The organism is Limisphaera sp. 4302-co (assembly GCF_049537155.1).
Classification (GTDB): Bacteria; Verrucomicrobiota; Verrucomicrobiia; order Limisphaerales; family Limisphaeraceae; genus Limisphaera.
In genome coordinates this window covers 169,889-187,496 of sequence record NZ_JBMVQZ010000008.1, presented here as the reverse complement: position 1 = coordinate 187,496, position 17,608 = coordinate 169,889, and the positions used below count along the sequence as shown (strand labels likewise).

Below are 17,608 nucleotides of genomic sequence, written 5' to 3'. Positions count from 1 at the left end.
GGTCACGGACCTCCGCCCGCCTTGTCCCGGAACGCAAAAACCACCGCAAACGCTGGGCGATCCACACCGCAGGAACGGCCGGTTCACTGGTATCCCTCCTGCTCCTGCGCAGGCACGCGACGCGAGAACGGAGGCAACGCGCATGGGGGAACCTCTGAGGATCCTGCATCTGGAGGACGACACGGATTACGCGGCCTTTGTGGCCGCCTGGCTCAAGGAAGGCGGATGGGAAGCCCACATCACGGCGGTCAGCAATCTCGACGATTTCCGGGATGCCCTCGGCGAACAGCCGTTCGATCTCATCCTGAGCGACTATCACCTGCCCGACTGTTCGGGCCTGGACGCCCTGGCGCTGGCGCGGCAGCTGCGTCCCGAGGTTCCCTTCATCCTGCTGTCCGGCACGGCGGGGGAGGCCGCTGCCGTTGAAAGCCTCCGGCAGGGAGCCACCGATTACGTGCTCAAGCAGTGGACGGACCGCCTCCTGCCTGCACTGGAAAGGGCCCTTCACCAGGCACGGGAACGGCGTCGGCTCCTCCAGCTCCAGGAAGAGGTCGGCCGCCAGCAACGTCTCCTGCGCGCCCTCACCGAGAATGTGCTGGACCTGGTGGTGCTGCTCGATCCGCACGGCCGCATCCGGTACGCGAGTCCCTCGGCCGGCACGGTCCTGGGTTACGATCCGGAAGGATGGATCGGCCAGGACTGGTGCGAATTCGTCCATCCCGAGGACGTCGGTCCGCTGCGGGCCGCCTTCGAAATCGTCCAAGCGCCGGGAACGGAATCCCTCCGGCTCGAATTCCGCATGTGCCATCGCGACGGCCGCTGGCGCCGCATGGAATCCCTGCTCTGCAATCGCCTGGGCGAACCCGACCTGGCGGGCCTGTTGATGACCTGCCGCGACATCACCGAGCGCAAGCAGGCCGAGGAGCGTTTCCGGGCCCTGTTTGAAAACTCACCCGACGCCATTTTCGTTCTCGATTTCGACGGTCTCGTCCGCGATGCCAACGCCGCCGCCCGCCAGTTGACCGGTTGCCCCGCCGAGCTCCTGAAGGGCCGGCCCTGGTTCGAGTTTCTTCCTGACGCGGATCGGCCCGCTGCACGCGTGCTCTGGCGCCAGATCGGTGCCGATTCGCCCCCACCCACCGAAACACACTGGATCACCACCGAGGGCCGGCTCGTGCCGGTCGAAATCCGGGCCCGCGCCGTGGACCACGACGGAGAACCGTTCGTGCTGTTGATCGTCCGAGACGTCAGCGACCGGAAGGAGGCCGAGTCCGCCCTGCGCGAGTCCGAGCGCCTCTTCTTTTCCGTCTGGGAAAACTCCGTCGACGGCATGTGCCTGACGGACGAACACGGCAGGCTGGTGGCGGTCAACGACGCCTTTTGCAGACTGGTGGACATGGACCGTTCCCGACTGGAGGGGCAACCTTTCACGGTCATCCACCCGCCCGGGCCGCGGAGTGCCCTGCTGCTGGCCCAATATCAGCGCGATTTTCGCAATCGCACCCTGGAACGCCGCGTGCAACACCGGCTGCCGCTCCACAACGGCCAGGTCCGCGAAATCGAACTGAGCCATTCCTTCATTGAAACGCCCGAACGCCCCACCCTGCTGCTGACCCTCTTCCGCGATCTCACCGCCCAAAAGGCGCTCGAGGAACAACTGCGACATGCCCAGAAAATGGAGGCCATCGGGCAATTGGCCGGCGGCGTGGCTCACGACTTCAACAATCTCCTCACCGTGATCCAGGGCAACGCCAACCTCCTTCTGGAGGCGCACGCGCCGGACTCTCCCCAGCGTCAGGCGGCTGAACAAATCAGCCAGGCGGCCGAACGCGCCGCCAATCTCACCCGCCAGTTGCTCACCTTCAGCCGGCGCCAGGTCCTCCAGCCACGCACGCTCGACCTCAACGAGCTGGTTCACCAGCTCAGTCGCATGCTGGGCCGTGTGCTGGGCGAACACATCGTGTTGCGCCTGCAGTTCTCGCCCCAACCCGCCTGGGTTCACGCCGATCCGGGCATGCTGGAGCAGGTCATCCTCAACCTGGTGGTCAACGCGCGTGATGCCATGCCCGAGGGCGGCCAACTCGAACTCCGCGTCGCGGTGGTCTCCCATGAAAGTGCCGGAGCCGCCCCCGCAAACCTACCCGGACCCGGTCCCTGGGTGCGTTTGGAAGTGGTCGACACAGGATGCGGCATCCCGCCCGAGCATCTGAAGCGCATCTTCGAGCCTTTCTTCACCACCAAGGAGGTGGGCAAAGGGACCGGCCTGGGGCTGGCCACCGCCTACGGAATCGTCCAACAGCACGACGGATGGATCGAAGTCGAAAGCACCGTCGGCCGCGGCAGCACCTTCCGGGTTTATCTCCCCCATCAATCCGCCCTCCCACCGGCCCTCGATCCGGGCACCGAGCCACCTCCCAGCCTACCGGCAGCCCGTGGCACTCGCGAAACCATACTGGTCGTCGAGGACGAACCGTCCGTGCGCGACCTGGTGGCGGCGCTCCTCCAACACTTTGGCTACCGCGTCATCCAAGCTGCCAATGGACCCGAAGCCCTCGAACTCTGGGCTGCCCACCGCAACGAAATCCACCTGCTCCTGACCGACCTCGTCATGCCCCGGCGGATGAACGGGCGGCAACTGGCCGAACGGCTCTGGCAGGATCGTCCCGACCTCAAGGTCATCTTCACCAGCGGCTACAGCGCCGACGTGGTGGGCGAGGACTTTCTCCAGCGACCCGGCATCGTCTACCTCCAAAAACCCTATCCGCCCGGTCAACTGGCCCGGCTGGTGCGACAAACCCTGGACGAATCACCGGTGGCCGCCTGAAATGAGCCGGGCCATGCCAGCCTCCCCGCCCGGGGCCGGCTTGGCGCCGATCCTAACGGCGGAACAACCACATCAACAGCGTCAGAACCAGGCTCAGCAACAGGCAGGTGACAATGGGAAAGTGAAAGCTGAAGTTGCCCCGCGTGTAGTGGATATCGCCCGGCAACCGACCCAGCCAACCGCGCCCCCAACCGGTCCACATCAACACCCCCACCGCGGCCAGCACCAGGCCCATGATCACCAGCAATTTGCCAAACTCCTTCATCATGACGTCCACAGCCGACTCCATCGGAGGCCGCTCCAGACTTGCACCCGCTGGCTTGATTATCCCGCCGCCCCCGGAGTCGCAAGTCCAAGCGCACCAGGTGCTGCCGGGGGCGTTCGAAGGGCTGCAAAGGAACGCCTCTGTCGAGCCGGGCATCCTCACCAGGCGACGGCACGGCATTCAGTTGCGCCCGGACCGCTTGCAGGCCATGCTTAAGCGTGCTTTCGAGGGTCTGAACCGGGGCGCCCGCCTCTGTGAGCGTGCCCCTCCGGGCACCCGGCCGTGCCCCGACCCCGGACCCTGAACAGCGGCAAACAATGGAACCCAGGACAAGCGCGCATCGAAGTCCACGACCGTTCACCGGGATCGAACCGGAGGAAAGATTGTTGTCCCTGGTGGTCGAGGTGTTGGAAACCGCCGATCGCGATCATCCGGCCGACCGCGTCCTCCGGGAGATTTTGCACCGTGAATCGCAGCTTTCCCAGCCCGGTGCCGCCCGGGTGAGTCGCTGGGTTTTTCGCTACTATCGCTGGCGCGGCTGGCTCAAGAACGAGCGCGGCTGGATCCGCAAGATCCGGAAGGCGGACGAACTGGCCGAGCGCTTCGAAAAGAATCCTTTCAGCCTCCGCGCCGAAACCCTCCGATCCAAGGCGGTGCCGTCATGGGTCTATGAGGTCATGGACGTCTCCGACGCCTGGCTGCGCATCCTCCAGCGGGAACCGAAACTCTTCATCCGCGTCCGTCCGGGACGCATCCGCGACCTCATGGACTCCCTCGGGCATCTGCGGAAAACCTGGCTGCCGGATGCCTACGTTTACGAGGGCCGACGCGACCTGTTTCGCACCCACGAATTCGCCCAGGGCCGCTTCGAGATTCAGGACATCGCCTCCCAACTGGTGGGACACCTGTGCGCGCCGAAGCCCGGCGAACAATGGTGGGACGCATGCGCGGGCGAGGGAGGCAAGACGCTGCACCTGGCCGACTTGATGCAGGGCCGCGGCCAGGTCTGGGCCACCGACGCCGCAAATTGGCGCCTGGACCGGCTCCGCCGCCGCGCCGCCCGTGCCCAGGTCCAAAACTACCAGGCCGCCCACTGGGACGGGGGCCCGAACCGCCCCATGTCCATCCTGTTCGATGGCGTGCTCGTCGATGCCCCCTGCTCGGGCATCGGCACCTGGCAACGCAATCCGCATGCCCGCTGGACGACCCAACGCAAAGACGTTGAGGAATTGGCCGCCCTCCAGCGCCGCCTCCTCGACAATGTCGCCCCGGCGGTCAAGCCCGGCGGCCGGCTCATTTACGCCGTTTGCACCATGAGCCGGCCGGAAACCACGGAGGTCGTCAACGCCTTCCAGGCCGCCCATCCGGAATTCGAACCGCTGCCGCTGCGGTGGCCCCTGCCCGGTTTGCCCGACTGGAGCACGCCAACACTCCTGCTGTGGCCGCAGGACACCGACGGCAACGGCATGTTCATCGCCGCCTGGCGGCGCCGCACCGAGTGAACCCGCCGCAAGGGCGGCTCAGTTGCAACGGAACAGGTCGTCGCAACCGGGCGAACCGGCATCCTCCCACACCTTGTTGGGTCCGGCAGAACGGATCAGCACCGAGTTGCCCGAAAAATAGAACGCCAGCGGCGTACCCCATGGATCCACCAGTTCGCCCTTGGCGTTCCGGTCACTCTTCCGCACCGTCAGGATCACCACCTTCTCCCGCCCCTGTCCCAACAATGCACGGGCAATGTCCAGATTCTGGCCCTCCGGATAGTGACCGGTGAACTCCTTGTACTGCTGCAAGGCCAGCAGCAACTGCCCGGCATCCTCCACGAATTTGGCCCGTTGCCCGTCCAACCGTTGGGCGGACCAATGCAGCGATTGCCACCCCGCTCCGAGCGCGGCGGCGACCAACAGCACGACCCACCAAACCTTCCTCACGCCCGGTCATCCAGCAGGAAAAGGGCCAACCGACTGGCAGAGTCAGCACCGTCGCACACACGTTCCCGACAGGCAAAACCGGGCGTACAGGGACCGATCCGGGCGAGCCCGGAGGCCGCTTCGGACCGCGCCATCTCGAGGGCGCAGGCGCCGGGCGCCGGTACGGACTCGATCCGTGTCTGTCGCAGACCGGCCGGCGGTCCGCAGCCTCAACCACCCGCCGGAAGCAGGGAGGACCGTGGCGGGGCTGTGCTGGCTCGCACAGCCAGGGTCACCGGCAATCGCACGGAATCAGCCGGCTGTTTCCGCAACAACTGCGACATGAGGTTCATGGCGGCGTAACCGAGCCGGCGTTTGGGCTGGCGCAGTGTGGTCAGCGGCACCCGGAAGTATTCCGCGGCCAACGTGTTCCCGAAGCCGACCAACGACATCTCCTGGGGAATGCGGATGCCGCGGTTCAACAAATGATGGCCGAATCCGATGGCCGTCAGGTCGTTCGAAGCGAACACGGCGGTCACATCGGGCGCCTCCTCCAACAATTGGGCCGCGGCGCGCTGGCCGTCCTCGATGGTCGTGCCTCCGGCAAACACCCACCGTTCCTCGGGTGTGACCCCGGCTTCCAACAATGCCCGCCGGTAACCTTCCCACCGCTCGCGGGCCCACGGTGCCGCCACGGGCCCCGCTAGGAAGGCGATCCGGCGGTGCCCCAGCTCCAGCAGATGGCGCGTCCCTTCGTACGCGCCGGCCACATCGTCTCCGGCCGCGCTCGGGAACCGGTCGCAGAACGGGGGCGGCTGTCCCAGCACCACCACCGGCGTTCCGGACTGGGCCAGTTCCTCGTAGATCCGTTCCTGGCCGGTCAACCGGGGCGTGGGACAGAGGAAGAGTCCCTCGACCCGGCGTGAGAGCATCCGTTGGATGGCCCGCTCTTCCCGCTCCGCCAGGTTCAGCGTGTGCGCGTAAAGCAGGTCGTACCCGATCTCGTAGGTGCGTTCCTCCAGCGCCAGCAGCACGCGCGCATACACCGGATGCGTCACCGCCGGGAGGATCACCCCCAGCAGGCGCGTGGCCCGCGTGCGCAGGCCGCGCGCCACCGAATCGGGCACGTACCCCATCTCCCGGGCCAGCGCCTGGATCCGCTGCCGCGTGCTCTCCGCCACGTCGGGCAGATCGCGCAACGCCTTGGAGACGGTCATCACCGAGACGCCGGCCCGCTGCGCAATGTCCTTCAGTCGCACCATGGTCAGAGCGTGGTTCCGCGCCAGTGGAGTTTGGACCGCAGGGCCTCGAAAAACGAGCTGCCGGTCAGGTGCATCAGCCGCACGGTGTGCCGGCTGCGCCGGATCCGGACCCGGTCGCCGGCCACCAGCTCCGTCACCGGTTCACCGTCGGCGCTCAGCACGGCCGCGGGCCGTTGGGTGAGCACCTTCACCTCGATGCGGGCGCTGTGGTTGAGGATCAGGGGACGGTTGCTGAGCGTGTGGGGGCAGATGGGCGTCAGCGCCAGGACCTCCGCCGTGGGCAGGACGATGGCGCCACCGGCAGCCAGGGAATAGGCCGTGGAACCCGTGGGAGAACTGATCACCAGCCCGTCCCCGCGATAACAGGTCACCGGATCGCCGTTGATGGTGACGTCCAGATCAATCAGCCGTGATTCACTGCCGTGACTGATGACCACGTCGTTGAGTGCCCGGCAGCGAAACCGCCGGCCGGCGTGGGAAGCCTCGGCTTCCAGCAGGGTCCGGCTTTCGAACGTGAACCGGCCCGACCAGACGCGCTGCAGGGCATCCGGCAACTGCCGCGACGACACCGCCGTCAGGAACCCCAGCCCGCCGATGTTGATGCCCAGCATGGGCGTTGCCAGCCCGGCAATCTCGCGCGCCGTCCGCAACATCGTCCCGTCCCCGCCACAAACCAGCAGCAGATCCACGTTCCGCGCCAGGGCGGCGGCGTCCGGGTACACCTCGGCACTACCGTGCAGCAACCGTTCCGTGGCGGCGTCGGTGGCCACCCGGCGCCCCGCCTGCCGGATCAACCGCGCAGCGGCGGTTACCACGCGTGCGCAGTCCGGTTTGCCCACGTTGCCCACCAGGCCCACCCGGCGTATCCGTTCACCGCGGTTTTTCAAGGTGCACCAGAAACTCCACGTTCCCCGCCGGGCCGCGCAGCGGGGAGGGCATCACCCCCCGCCACTCCAGCCCCAGACGGTCCCTCGCAAACGCCCGCAGTTCCTCCAGCACGCGTGCATGCACGGCCGGATCCCGGATCACACCGCGGCCGCGGCCGGCCTCCCGGCGCCCCGCCTCGAACTGCGGCTTGATCAACGCCACGATTGTACCGCCGGACCGCAGCAAGGCAACGGCAACAGGCAGGATCAACCGCAGCGAGATGAACGAGCAATCCACCACCACCAGGTCCACCGGCTCGAACGGCGCGGGGAATTGGTCCGGGGTCAGATACCGGGCGTTGCAACCCTCCATGACCACCACGCGCGGGTCCTGCCGGAGCTTCCAAGCCAACTGGCCTCGGCCCACGTCCACTGCGTACACCTGGCGGGCACCGTGCTGCAGCAGGCAGTCGGTGAACCCGCCCGTGGACGCCCCCAGATCCACCGCGCGCCAGCCGGTGGGGTCCAGACCGAACGTCTCGAGCGCCGCCTGGAGTTTGTAACCGCCCCGGCTGACGTAACGTTCCGGCGCCTCCAGCTCGAGCACGTCGGCCGGTCGCACCGGGTCGGAAGGTTTTCTTGCGGGCTGGCCGTTGATGCGGACGCGTCCGGCCAGGATGGCCCGCCGGGCCTGTTCCCGGCTGGCACAGAGCCCGCGCGCCACCAGGGCCTGGTCGAGTCGCAGTTTGCCGGACGCCTTCACGCGGAGGCGTCAGCGTGCCGGTCCGGCCGGTGATGTCAACACCCTCTGGAAGGTCGTCTGGTAGGCGTGCAGGAAGAGTTCCTTGTCGGCCACCGCCTTTTCGATGAGCTGCCGGATCAGGAACAGTTCCGCACTGTTGATCACGGCGTGCACACTCTGCTGAAAGGCCTGCAGGGGCATGAAGGTCTGGAACGAATCGCCCAGCAGAATCACCGTGGCGTGCCGGCGCTGGCTCATCGGCATCTGCTGCAGCGCCCGCAGGCTCAGGTTTTCCTCGATCGAGTTGGCGGCGAACAGCTCCTCCAGCACCACCACCTGGTACCGGATCTGGTGAAAGCGCGCCAGAAAATCGCCGTGGGTGGCGGCGGTGTGCACCTTGTAACCCAGCTCCAGGAGGGCCGACCGGACCGCCTCCAGCCATTCGGGCGTGGAGAAGGCCACCAGGGCCGGTTTGTCACTGGCACTCAGGAATTCGAACGTCTCGGCCATGGCGTCAGATCTTCAGTTTCAGGGTCGGCGTGCCGGAGCTGCCCACGCCCGCCTCCTGCGGCGCCTTCAACCGCAGGCCGGTCAGCGGGGTCGTGGGTTCGCCGCGCGCCTTGCGGATGTTGTCGATCCCGCGCGTCACCACGCTGCGTTTGGTGCAGTACTGGACCGCCGTTTCCTCGGTGATGTAGCCGTTTTCGAAAGCCTCCAGACACGAGTAGTCGAACGTCCGCCAGCCGAAGGGCTGGCTGGCCTCGATGATCTCGTAGAAGGTCTTGCCCTCGCTCTCGCCCAGCCGGATCGTCTCCTGCACGCGCAGGTTGGTCCCCATGATCTCCAGCAGCGCGTACCGGCCACCCCCGATCCGTGGCACCAGCCGCTGGCTCACCACCCACCGCAACGCGTCGGCCAGACGCGGCCGGATCTGCTCCTGTTCCTCGGGTTCGAACATGCCGAGGATGCGGTTGATCGTCTGGCCGGCGTCAATGGTGTGGAGCGTGCTGAGCACCAAGTGGCCGGTCTCCGCCGCGCTGAGGGCGATTTTGACCGTCTCCTGGTCACGCATCTCCCCCACCAGGATGACCTTGGGCGCCTGCCGCAATGCCGCCCGAAGGCCGTTGGCGTAGGTGTCGAAATCGGTGCCCAGCTCGCGCTGGTTGAAGGTCGCCTTGTCGTGCTGGTGAACGAACTCGATCGGGTCCTCCAGCGTGACGATGTGCACGGCCTTGGTGCGGTTGATCTCATTCAGGATCGCCGCCAGGGTGGTGCTCTTGCCCGAACCGGTGGCGCCGGTCACCAGGACCAGGCCGGTCTTCTCCTCCGGGATCCGCTTCATCACCTCGGGAAACTTCAGCTCGTCCAGCGTGGGGATCCGCGTGTTCAGCTTGCGCAACACCACCGAGTAATGTCCGCGCTGGGAGAAGACGTTGATGCGGAAGCGGGCCTGATGCCCCAGGGTGTAGGCGGCGTCGCACGAACCGTGCCGCAGCAGCGCCTCGATGTGCCATGGATTGTCGCCGATCAGGTTCAACGCGATCATTTCCGTCTGAAACGGCGTCAGAGCGCCCAGCGGCGGATCAATCTCCACCGGTTTGAGTTCGCCGTAGGACTCCACCTGCAAGGGTTTGCCCACCGTGAACAGCAGGTCCGACACCTCCGGCTGGCTCTCCAGCATGGTGGTGAGGATGTAATCCAGTTCGGGTCGGCGCATGAGTCAGATCTCCTCGTCGTCGGGCGGATGCGGCAGAAAGGGCCGAAACCGCTTTTTGTCCAGGCACTTTTCGTACGCTTCCTCGGGCGAAATCCGTTTCATGCGCAGGTGTTCCATGATCGCATCGTCGAGAGGCTGGTTGCCCAGTTTCTTGCCCACCTGGATCATGCCCGGGATCTGATGGGTCTTGCCCTCGCGCACCAGGTTGGCGATGGCCGTGGTGAACACCAGGATCTCCAGCGCCGCCACGCGGCCCTTGCGATCGATCCGCTTGAACAGGTTCTGGGCCACGATGCCGCGCAACGACTCGGCCAGCGTGGCGCGGATCTTGTTCTGTTGCTCGGCCGGAAAGACGTCAATGATGCGGTCCACCGTCTTGGCCGCGCTCGGCGTGTGCAGCGTGCCGAAGACCAGGTGCCCCGTGGCCGCCGCGATCAAGGCCAGCTCGATGGTCTCCAAGTCCCGCAGTTCACCGATCAGGATGATGTCGGGGTCCTCGCGCAGCGCACCGCGCAATCCCGAGGCAAAGGACTTGGTGTGCACCCCCACCTCGCGATGCTGGACCAGGCAGTTCTTGCTCTCGTGGACGAACTCGATGGGGTCTTCCAGCGTGATGATGTGATCGCGCCGGTTCCGGTTGGCGTAGTCAATGATCGCCGCCAGGGTGGTGCTCTTGCCCGAACCGGTGGGGCCGGTCACCACCACCAGCCCCTTCTCCAGCATGGCGAACTTCTTGAGCACCGGCGGCAGCGGCGCGTCCATCTTCTCGAAATCTTCGAACGACAGCACCTTCGTGGGGATCTGGCGGAACACGGCGCTGATGCCGTTTTTCTGCATGAAGTAGTTGGCCCGGAACCGCGAAATGTTCGGAATCTCGTACCCAAAGTCCACGTCCCCGGTTTCTTCGAAGATCTTGATTTTGTAGTCCGGGGTGATTTCGTAGAGCATGCGCTTGAGCTCGTCCGGGTCCAGCGGCGGATGATCAATCCGGTGCAGTTCCCCGTTGATGCGCAGCATGGGAACATTGCCCGAGGAAAGATGCAGGTCCGAGGCCTTGTGCTCGAACATCAAATTGAAAAAGGCATCAATCTTCGCCATAGCACCTGCCTGCTCGCACGGGCCCGGCCGCGCCGGGCTTCGGCGATACCACCACCGTGAACACGGTCGTCGCCAGCATCCTTGAGTCGCTCCAGCCCCGCGGCTGGCTGCGGTTCGACCAGTTCATGGCCCTGGCCCTGTATTGTCCGGGTTCTGGATACTATGAACAGAAACCGGACAATCCCGGCCGCCGCGGCGACTACTACACCAGCGTCAGCGTCGGCCCCCTTTTCGCAGAGCTACTTGCGTTCCAACTGGCCGACTGGTTGCAACCTCTGGCGGCCCGGACCGGTCCGGACACGACGCTCCACTGCGTCGAGGCCGCCGGCCATGATGGTCGGCTGGCGCGCGAGATTCTTGAGTGGTTTCATCAAAACCGGCCGCTCCTGGCCCGGCGCCTCCGTTACATCCTGCTCGAGCCCTCGGCCCGCCGTCGCGACTGGCAGCGCGCCACCCTCGGACCCTGGGCCGCATGCGTGGATTGGCCCGGCGAACCGGCCGAACTTACCGATCCCACAGCCCCGGTTTGGTTTCCCCTCCCCCCGCGCAGCGTCCGCGGCGTGATCTTCGCCAACGAGCTCCTCGACGCCTTCCCCATCCGGCGGCTCTGCTGGAATGCCCGGGCCCGACACTGGTCCGAGTGGGGCGTGACCTGGCAGAACGGACGGTTCACCTGGACCCTCCTGCCCGATCCACCCGAGTGGGTCCGCGAGCGCGCCGACCTGCTGGAGCAGCTCGGGTTCAAGCTCCCGACCGCGCTCCTCGATCTGCTGCCCGATCGGTTCACCCTCGACGTCAGTCCGGCAGCAATGGGGTGGTGGCAACAAGCCGCCCAAAGCCTCGAAGAAGGATGGCTGGTGACCTTCGATTACGGCCTGGACGCCGAAGAGTGCCTCCATCCGGCCCGCAGCCGGGGAACGTTGCGGTCCTACCATCGCCATCGCCTCGCCCCCGACCCGCTGGATCGTCCCGGCCAGCAGGATCTCACCGCCCACGTCGTCTTCACCGCCCTTCAACAAGCCGGTGAAGCCGCCAGCCTCCAAACCGTGCTGCGCCAGCCACAGGGCCGTTTCCTCTCCGAAATCGCGCGCCGCTGGGCTGAACAGAGCGGAGGACAACTGCCGTGGGATCCGGCCCGCCTCCGGCAGTTCCATACCCTCACCCACCCGGACCACCTCGGGCACGCCCTCCATGTGTTCCTCCAAAGGCGCGGCCCCGGCGCATGAACATTCGCCCGCGCATCGCACCGGTCCATCCGCACCGCCTCCGTGGTCCCGCCGCCTGGCCGCCGATTCAACGGAAACTTGCACCTGCGCCGCCAAACCCTACTTTCGCCCCGTGCGCGAACCGGATGCCATGACCGTTATGAACCGGGCCGCCGCGCCGAATTCAACCGCGGTCGGCCCATCCCGCCCGAGCGACTTTCAACCGGAACCCTTCGTCCACCGGCACATCGGCCCGCGCGAGGACGAAATCCGGGACATGCTGGCCGTGCTCGGCCACGCCAGCCTGGATGAACTGACTGCCGCAGCCCTGCCGCCGGAGCTTCACACCTCCCGTCCCCTGAACCTGCCGCCGGCCCGGACCGAATCGGAGATCCTCCGCGAGCTGGGCGAACGGGCACGCGAAAATCGCCTGTTCCGCTCGTACATCGGCCAGGGTTACCACGGCTGCGTCACGCCCCCGGTCGTCCAGCGCAACATTCTCGAAAACCCGGGCTGGTACACCGCCTACACCCCCTACCAGTCGGAGATCTCCCAGGGACGGTTGGAAGCCCTGCTGAACTTCCAAACCATGGTGCGTGACCTGACCGGGCTCGAAATCGCCAATGCCTCCCTGCTGGACGAGGCCACCGCCGCCGCCGAGGCCATGATGATGTGCCACCGGCTCCGGGGCGGGCCCACCCGGACCCGTTTCTTCGTGGCGGAGGATTGTCATCCGCAGACCCTGGCCGTGGTCCGCACACGCGCCCGCGCCCTGGGATTCGAAATCGTCGCAGGAACCCCGCGGAGCACCCGTCTGGACGATTCCTTCTTCGGCGCACTAGTGCAATACCCGGCCACCGACGGCGCCGTGCACGACTACACCGACTGGGCCGCCCATGTCCACGAAGCGGGCGCGTTGCTGGTGGCAGCCACGGATCTTCTGGCCCTGACCCTGCTGCCGCCGCCGGGCGCCTGGGGGGCCGACATCGCCGTCGGCAGCGCCCAGCGATTCGGCGTTCCCATGTTCTACGGAGGTCCCCACCCCGCCTTCCTGGCCACGCGCGACGCTTTCAAACGCCAGATGCCCGGCCGATTGGTCGGCATCTCGCGCGACGCACGCGGCCGGCCCGCCCTGCGACTGGCACTCGGCACACGCGAACAGCACATCCGCCGGGAAAAGGCCACCAGCAACATCTGCACCGCCCAGGCCCTGCTGGCCATCGTTGCCATGGCCTACGCCGCCTTCCATGGTCCGCACGGCCTGCGCCGCATCGCGCTGCGCATCCACAACCTGACGCGCACGCTCGCCGCCGGCCTGAAACGGCTGGGCTACACCGTCCGACCCGACCCGGCCTCCGCATCCCCACCTGCCGGTGGCCCGCCCCTGCCCTTTTTCGACACCTTGACGGTCCAAACCGACGCCGCACAAGCCCGCGAAATCCACGAACGGGCCGCCTTGCACCGCATCAACTTCCGGCGCGTCAACGAGACCACCATCGGAATCTCGCTGGACGAAACCACCACACCCGACGACGTCCGCGAGATCTGGCAGGTGTTCCGCGGCGATCAACCGGTGACCTTCGATTTCGAGGACCTCACCGAACCCTTGGACGAATCACGGTTGCGCCCGGTGAACTACCTGCAGCACCCGGTCTTCAACCGCTACCACTCCGAAACGGAGATGCTCCGTTACCTGCGGCGGCTTGAATCGAAAGACTTTTCCCTCTGCCACACCATGATCCCGCTGGGATCCTGCACCATGAAACTCAACCCCACCGCCGCCCTGATGCCGGTCACCTGGCCGGAATGGGCGCACCTGCATCCCTTCGTTCCGCCGGAACAGGCCCGCGGCTGGCATCGGATCCTGGAAGACCTGAAGAGCTGGCTGGCGGAGATCACCGGATTCCCTGCCATCTCCCTTCAACCCAACGCAGGGTCCCAGGGCGAGTACGCGGGGCTGTTGGTCATCCGCGCATGGCACGAGCACCGGGGCGAACCGCACCGGAACGTGTGTCTCATCCCCACCTCCGCCCACGGCACGAATCCCGCCAGCGCCACCATGGCAGGACTCAGGGTCGTGGCCGTTGCCTGCGATCGCCAGGGCAACGTGGACCTGGAGGATCTCCGGGCCAAGGCGGCCGCGCATCGCGAGCGGCTGGCCTGCCTCATGATCACCTACCCCTCCACCCATGGGGTCTTCGAGCCCGGCATCCGTGAAATCTGCCGCATCGTCCACGATCACGGCGGTCTCGTTTACATGGACGGCGCCAATCTCAACGCCTTGGTCGGGCTGGCCCGACCCGCCGAACTGGGGGCCGACGTCTGCCACGTCAACCTCCACAAAACCTTCGCCATCCCGCACGGCGGGGGCGGGCCCGGCGCCGGCCCCATCGGAGTGGCCGGCTTCCTGCGCGAATTCCTGCCGGACCATCCGGTTCTGCCGGCCGGTCAACGGCCGGGCCGCGGCATCGGCCCCGTCGCAGCCGCGCCTTGGGGAAGCGCCGGCATCCTCCTCATCTCATGGGCCTACATCCGTCTCATGGGCGCGGAAGGACTCCGCCGCGCCACCCAGGTCGCCATTCTCAACGCCAACTACATCTCACGCCGCCTGGAAGACTGTTACCCCACGCTTTACCAGGGTCCGAACGGACTGGTGGCGCACGAGTGCATCCTGGACCTGCGCCGGTTCCACCACGTCACCGCCGAGGACGTGGCCAAACGGCTCATGGACTACGGGTTTCACGCCCCCACCCTCTCCTGGCCGGTCGCCGGCACGCTCATGGTCGAACCCACCGAAAGCGAGTCCAAGGCCGAGCTGGACCGATTCTGCGAAGCCATGCGGTCCATCCACGCCGAGATCGCGGAGATCGAAACCGGGCGGATGGATGCCCGGGACAACCCCCTCAAAAACGCGCCGCACACCGCCGACATGGTGGGAGCCGACACCTGGACGCACCCTTACTCCCGCCAACAGGCCGCCTGGCCCCTCCCCTCGTTGCTCGAACACAAATGGTGGCCCGCAGTGGCCCGCGTGGACAACGTCTACGGCGACCGTCACCCGGTCTGCGCCTGCGGCAGCGTGGCCGATTACACCTCCCCCTCTTGAGCCACCGCCCCGGCCGTGGTTAAGTGCAAGGGCAAAAAAACAAGGACCAACCGATGAAGATCACCGACATCCTGCTGGCCGAACACATCGTCTTCCACAACATCTTCGATCACATCGAAAAAACGCTGCCCCGGCTCCGGACACTCGCCGAGATTCGGGCCATGGCGGCGATGCTGGAAGATCTGCTCCGCGGCCACTCCCAGACCGAGGACGAACTGCTGCTGGCACCCCTGGAGCATTACCTCGAACAAATCGGCCAGCGCGACTCCTTCGAACACGAACATCACGAGATAGACGCCAACCTTCTGAAGATCCAGCAGGCACGCACCGTGCCCGAGGCCAGGCGCCTCCTCCAGCACGCCGTCGCCTACTCCCGCAAACACTTCGATCACGAGGAGCGCATCGTCTTTCCCCTGGCCGAGAAGGTCATGAAAGCCTCCACGCTGCGGGAACTGGGACGCACATGGCTCCGCAAACGTGACGCCCTGCCGGGCTGACCCGGCGCAGCCACTGCCGGGCCCCGCCTATCCCCCGGGCGTGCAGCCCGACCGGACGCTTCAACCCGGCGGCGCCGCGGCTGTCGTCCGGCACTCCGCACCTCCCCGCCGCGCCCAGCTTTCCAGGGCAGCCGTCACGCCTTCAACCAGCGCCTCCACACGCATGCCCAGCGGATAATCCGAAGGCGACTCCAGGGTGTACGACAGCAGCGTCCACCCGTGATGCACCAGCCAGAACGACTCCGGCCATTCCGGACGCGACTCCGGATCCACCGCCGGTCGAATCAGCCCGCCCGAGGCAGGCCGGCCCTCGATCACCGGCGACAAGTCCAACGGACAGACCCGCTCCACCCGCGCCAGGATCGTCTCAGCCAGAGAAGGCAGCCCGCGCGGATTCAACTCGTACAGGTAAAATCCCGGCGCCTCCCAATCCTCGTGCAGGCAAAAGCTCACCCCGAACGGCGCCTGGCGCCGAAGCCAGTCCACGTGCGCACGCACCTCCGGTGAACGCAGGTGCCGGTAATCCCGGTTCAGGTCCAGGCCGTCCGGATTCTCCCGTCGGTTCTGCCGCATGCCCCAGGGATTCAAGCACGGAACCACCACCAGCGACACCCCCTGCGGCCACCGGTCCCGCTCCAGCAACCGCTGCACCGCCACCAACCCGGCCGGTTCGTCACCATGAATCCCCGCACTCACATAGGCCCGGAGCCCTCCCGGCGCCTCCCCCACCGGATTCCCCTCCCGCACAAAGGCCGGCAGGGGCCCCCGCCCCTCCACGGGAATCTCGCAACACACCCAACCATGGGCCCCGGCAGCCGCCACGCACCCCTGCAGCACCGCATCCACATCAATGGTCTCGCCCCGATATCCGCCCCGGTTGCGATACAGCCTCGACATGACACTTTCCGCCGCGGTCCCCGCCGACCAGCCGCACCCCGCGCCTGGCCTAGGCCACGGCAGCCGGCCCAGCAGCCGGCACCTCTCCCCTCCCGGGCTCCTCCGCGAGATCGCGCGACCCTCCACAGCCACAACCCTCCCCGCCATCCTCCGTCCAGTGCGGATCCAGCCCCAGATCCCGCAACATCTGCAGATCCTGCTCCACCGGCCGGTTCACCGTCGTCAGGTAGTTCCCGATCATCAACGCGCTGGCACCCGCCATGAAAACCATGCTCTGCAAATCCCGCAGATTCACCGCGCGTCCACCCGCCACCATGATCTCCTGCCGGGGCAGGATGAAACGGAAACAGGCAATCGTTTGCAGGATCTCCAGCGGGGGCAACGGCGGACGGTTGGCAAAAGGTGTGCCCGGGATCGGATTCAGGATGTTGATGGGAACGATGCTCGCGCCCACCTCCTTCAGGGCAAAAGCCAGGTCGCACCGATCCTCCCGCGTCTCCCCCATGCCGATGATGCCCCCGGAACAGATCCGGATGCCCGCCTGCCGCAGATGCTTCAGCGTCTGCAACCGCTCCTCGTACGTGTGCGTGTCGCACACCTCGGGGAAAAACCGCCGCGAGGTCTCCAAGTTGTGGTTGTAACATTCACAACCGGCCTCCTTCAGCTTCCTGGCCACCTCCGGACTCTTGATGATCCCCAAGGACGCGTCCGGCCGGACCTTGCCCTGCGCCTTCAACGCACGAAACTGCGCCAACAGCGCATCCAGAACCGGCCCCTCCTCCAACCCGCGCCAGGCCGCCACCAAACCAAAACCCACCGCACCGTTGCGCCCGGCCTCCTCGGCCGCGGTCAACACCTCCTCCAACGGCAACAACCCGTACCGCGGCGCCCCGGTCTGGTACAAGGCCGACTGCGCACAAAACCGGCAGTTCTCCGGACACCCGCCAGCCTTCACATTCACGATCGAACAAAGGTGAATCCGGTTGCCCTTGAACCGCTCCCGGATCCGATTCGCCCAGGCCATCAGATCGTAAATGTCCGCGCTGGACTCCAAATGAAACAGCTCCAAGGCCTCCTCGCGCGTGATCTCGCCGCCGGCCAACACCCGCCGACCCAGCTCGGCTATGCGCGCCGATTTCCCTGCGTCAACCATCGTCGTGTTCACGGTTGACGAAAATAGCGGGCCCCACCAACCCCGCAAGCCCGCAAGCCCCTCGGC

General features: G+C 66.4%; 15 protein-coding genes. 5 read left to right on the top strand and 10 right to left on the bottom strand.

The features are described from left to right. Window positions 1–142: 142 nt before the first annotated feature. Window positions 143–2,824: a PAS domain S-box protein gene (locus ACPDIX_RS09900; RefSeq protein ID WP_423431627.1), complete on the top strand. Its 2,682-nt coding sequence runs from the start codon at window positions 143–145 to the stop codon at window positions 2,822–2,824. A gap of 52 nt (window positions 2,825–2,876) precedes the next feature. Here the strand turns inward: ACPDIX_RS09900 and ACPDIX_RS09895 are convergent, their stop codons facing one another. Then, complete coding sequence (locus ACPDIX_RS09895; protein WP_423431626.1) at window positions 2,877–3,092, bottom strand: DUF2905 domain-containing protein; 216 nt, start codon at window positions 3,090–3,092, stop codon at window positions 2,877–2,879. 314 nt (window positions 3,093–3,406) lie between these two features. Between ACPDIX_RS09895 and ACPDIX_RS09890 the strand changes: the two genes are divergently transcribed. After that, window positions 3,407–4,591 (top strand): RsmB/NOP family class I SAM-dependent RNA methyltransferase, encoded by a 1,185-nt coding sequence (locus ACPDIX_RS09890; protein ID WP_423431625.1) that lies wholly within the window; start codon window positions 3,407–3,409, stop codon window positions 4,589–4,591. A gap of 18 nt (window positions 4,592–4,609) precedes the next feature. Here ACPDIX_RS09890 and ACPDIX_RS09885 read toward each other — a convergent pair whose 3' ends face one another. The 7 genes from ACPDIX_RS09885 to ACPDIX_RS09855 all read right to left on the bottom strand — a co-directional run bounded on the left by ACPDIX_RS09885 (window position 4,610) and on the right by ACPDIX_RS09855 (window position 10,684). Then, window positions 4,610–5,020: a hypothetical protein gene (locus ACPDIX_RS09885; protein ID WP_423431624.1), complete on the bottom strand. Its 411-nt coding sequence runs from the start codon at window positions 5,018–5,020 to the stop codon at window positions 4,610–4,612. 209 nt (window positions 5,021–5,229) lie between these two features. Beyond that, window positions 5,230–6,261 carry a LacI family DNA-binding transcriptional regulator gene (locus tag ACPDIX_RS09880; RefSeq protein WP_423431623.1) on the bottom strand — a complete coding sequence of 344 codons (1,032 nt, stop codon included), beginning with the start codon at window positions 6,259–6,261 and terminating at the stop codon, window positions 5,230–5,232. A 2-nt stretch (window positions 6,262–6,263) separates the two neighbouring features. Further along, window positions 6,264–7,148 carry an NAD(+)/NADH kinase gene (locus tag ACPDIX_RS09875; RefSeq protein ID WP_423431622.1) on the bottom strand — a complete coding sequence of 295 codons (885 nt, stop codon included), beginning with the start codon at window positions 7,146–7,148 and terminating at the stop codon, window positions 6,264–6,266. Then, window positions 7,132–7,890 (bottom strand): TlyA family RNA methyltransferase, encoded by a 759-nt coding sequence (locus ACPDIX_RS09870; RefSeq protein ID WP_423431621.1) that lies wholly within the window; start codon window positions 7,888–7,890, stop codon window positions 7,132–7,134. The genes ACPDIX_RS09875 and ACPDIX_RS09870 overlap by 17 nt, the downstream gene beginning before the upstream one ends. A gap of 9 nt (window positions 7,891–7,899) precedes the next feature. After that, window positions 7,900–8,379, bottom strand: a complete 480-nt coding sequence (locus ACPDIX_RS09865; protein WP_423431620.1) for a hypothetical protein — start codon at window positions 8,377–8,379, stop codon at window positions 7,900–7,902. Window positions 8,380–8,383: 4 nt separating this feature from the next. Beyond that, window positions 8,384–9,586 carry a type IV pilus twitching motility protein PilT gene (locus ACPDIX_RS09860; protein ID WP_423431619.1) on the bottom strand — a complete coding sequence of 401 codons (1,203 nt, stop codon included), beginning with the start codon at window positions 9,584–9,586 and terminating at the stop codon, window positions 8,384–8,386. A 3-nt stretch (window positions 9,587–9,589) separates the two neighbouring features. Beyond that, complete coding sequence (locus tag ACPDIX_RS09855) at window positions 9,590–10,684, bottom strand: type IV pilus twitching motility protein PilT (RefSeq protein WP_423431618.1); 1,095 nt, start codon at window positions 10,682–10,684, stop codon at window positions 9,590–9,592. A 56-nt stretch (window positions 10,685–10,740) separates the two neighbouring features. Between ACPDIX_RS09855 and ACPDIX_RS09850 the strand changes: the two genes are divergently transcribed. From ACPDIX_RS09850 to ACPDIX_RS09840, 3 genes are all read left to right on the top strand, one after another. After that, a complete protein-coding gene (locus tag ACPDIX_RS09850) occupies window positions 10,741–11,910 on the top strand; it encodes a class I SAM-dependent methyltransferase (protein ID WP_423431617.1) in 1,170 nt (389 codons plus the stop codon). A 139-nt stretch (window positions 11,911–12,049) separates the two neighbouring features. Continuing rightward, window positions 12,050–14,995 (top strand): aminomethyl-transferring glycine dehydrogenase, encoded by a 2,946-nt coding sequence (gene gcvP / locus ACPDIX_RS09845; RefSeq protein WP_423431632.1) that lies wholly within the window; start codon window positions 12,050–12,052, stop codon window positions 14,993–14,995. Window positions 14,996–15,048: 53 nt separating this feature from the next. Continuing rightward, entirely contained in the window at window positions 15,049–15,492 is a 444-nt protein-coding gene (locus ACPDIX_RS09840; RefSeq protein ID WP_423431616.1) for a hemerythrin domain-containing protein, read from the top strand. A gap of 60 nt (window positions 15,493–15,552) precedes the next feature. On the opposite strand, the gene ACPDIX_RS09835 is transcribed toward ACPDIX_RS09840, so the two are convergent. Together ACPDIX_RS09835 and bioB are read right to left on the bottom strand one after the other, a co-directional pair. Further along, window positions 15,553–16,389 carry a M14 family metallopeptidase gene (locus tag ACPDIX_RS09835; RefSeq protein ID WP_423431615.1) on the bottom strand — a complete coding sequence of 279 codons (837 nt, stop codon included), beginning with the start codon at window positions 16,387–16,389 and terminating at the stop codon, window positions 15,553–15,555. A gap of 49 nt (window positions 16,390–16,438) precedes the next feature. Then, window positions 16,439–17,554, bottom strand: a complete 1,116-nt coding sequence (bioB, locus tag ACPDIX_RS09830; RefSeq protein ID WP_423431614.1) for a biotin synthase BioB — start codon at window positions 17,552–17,554, stop codon at window positions 16,439–16,441. Window positions 17,555–17,608: the final 54 nt, after the last annotated feature.

Coding starts and splice junctions, on each gene's coding strand:
- ACPDIX_RS09860 (WP_423431619.1), bottom strand. CDS start 9,586: ATGCGCCGACCCGAACTGGATTACATCCTCACCACCATGCTGGAGAGC.
- ACPDIX_RS09890 (WP_423431625.1), top strand. CDS start 3,407: ATGGAACCCAGGACAAGCGCGCATCGAAGTCCACGACCGTTCACCGGG.
- ACPDIX_RS09895 (WP_423431626.1), bottom strand. CDS start 3,092: ATGATGAAGGAGTTTGGCAAATTGCTGGTGATCATGGGCCTGGTGCTG.
- ACPDIX_RS09855 (WP_423431618.1), bottom strand. CDS start 10,684: ATGGCGAAGATTGATGCCTTTTTCAATTTGATGTTCGAGCACAAGGCC.
- ACPDIX_RS09865 (WP_423431620.1), bottom strand. CDS start 8,379: ATGGCCGAGACGTTCGAATTCCTGAGTGCCAGTGACAAACCGGCCCTG.
- ACPDIX_RS09900 (WP_423431627.1), top strand. CDS start 143: ATGGGGGAACCTCTGAGGATCCTGCATCTGGAGGACGACACGGATTAC.
- ACPDIX_RS09840 (WP_423431616.1), top strand. CDS start 15,049: ATGAAGATCACCGACATCCTGCTGGCCGAACACATCGTCTTCCACAAC.
- ACPDIX_RS09880 (WP_423431623.1), bottom strand. CDS start 6,261: ATGGTGCGACTGAAGGACATTGCGCAGCGGGCCGGCGTCTCGGTGATG.
- gcvP (WP_423431632.1), top strand. CDS start 12,050: ATGAACCGGGCCGCCGCGCCGAATTCAACCGCGGTCGGCCCATCCCGC.
- ACPDIX_RS09835 (WP_423431615.1), bottom strand. CDS start 16,389: ATGTCGAGGCTGTATCGCAACCGGGGCGGATATCGGGGCGAGACCATT.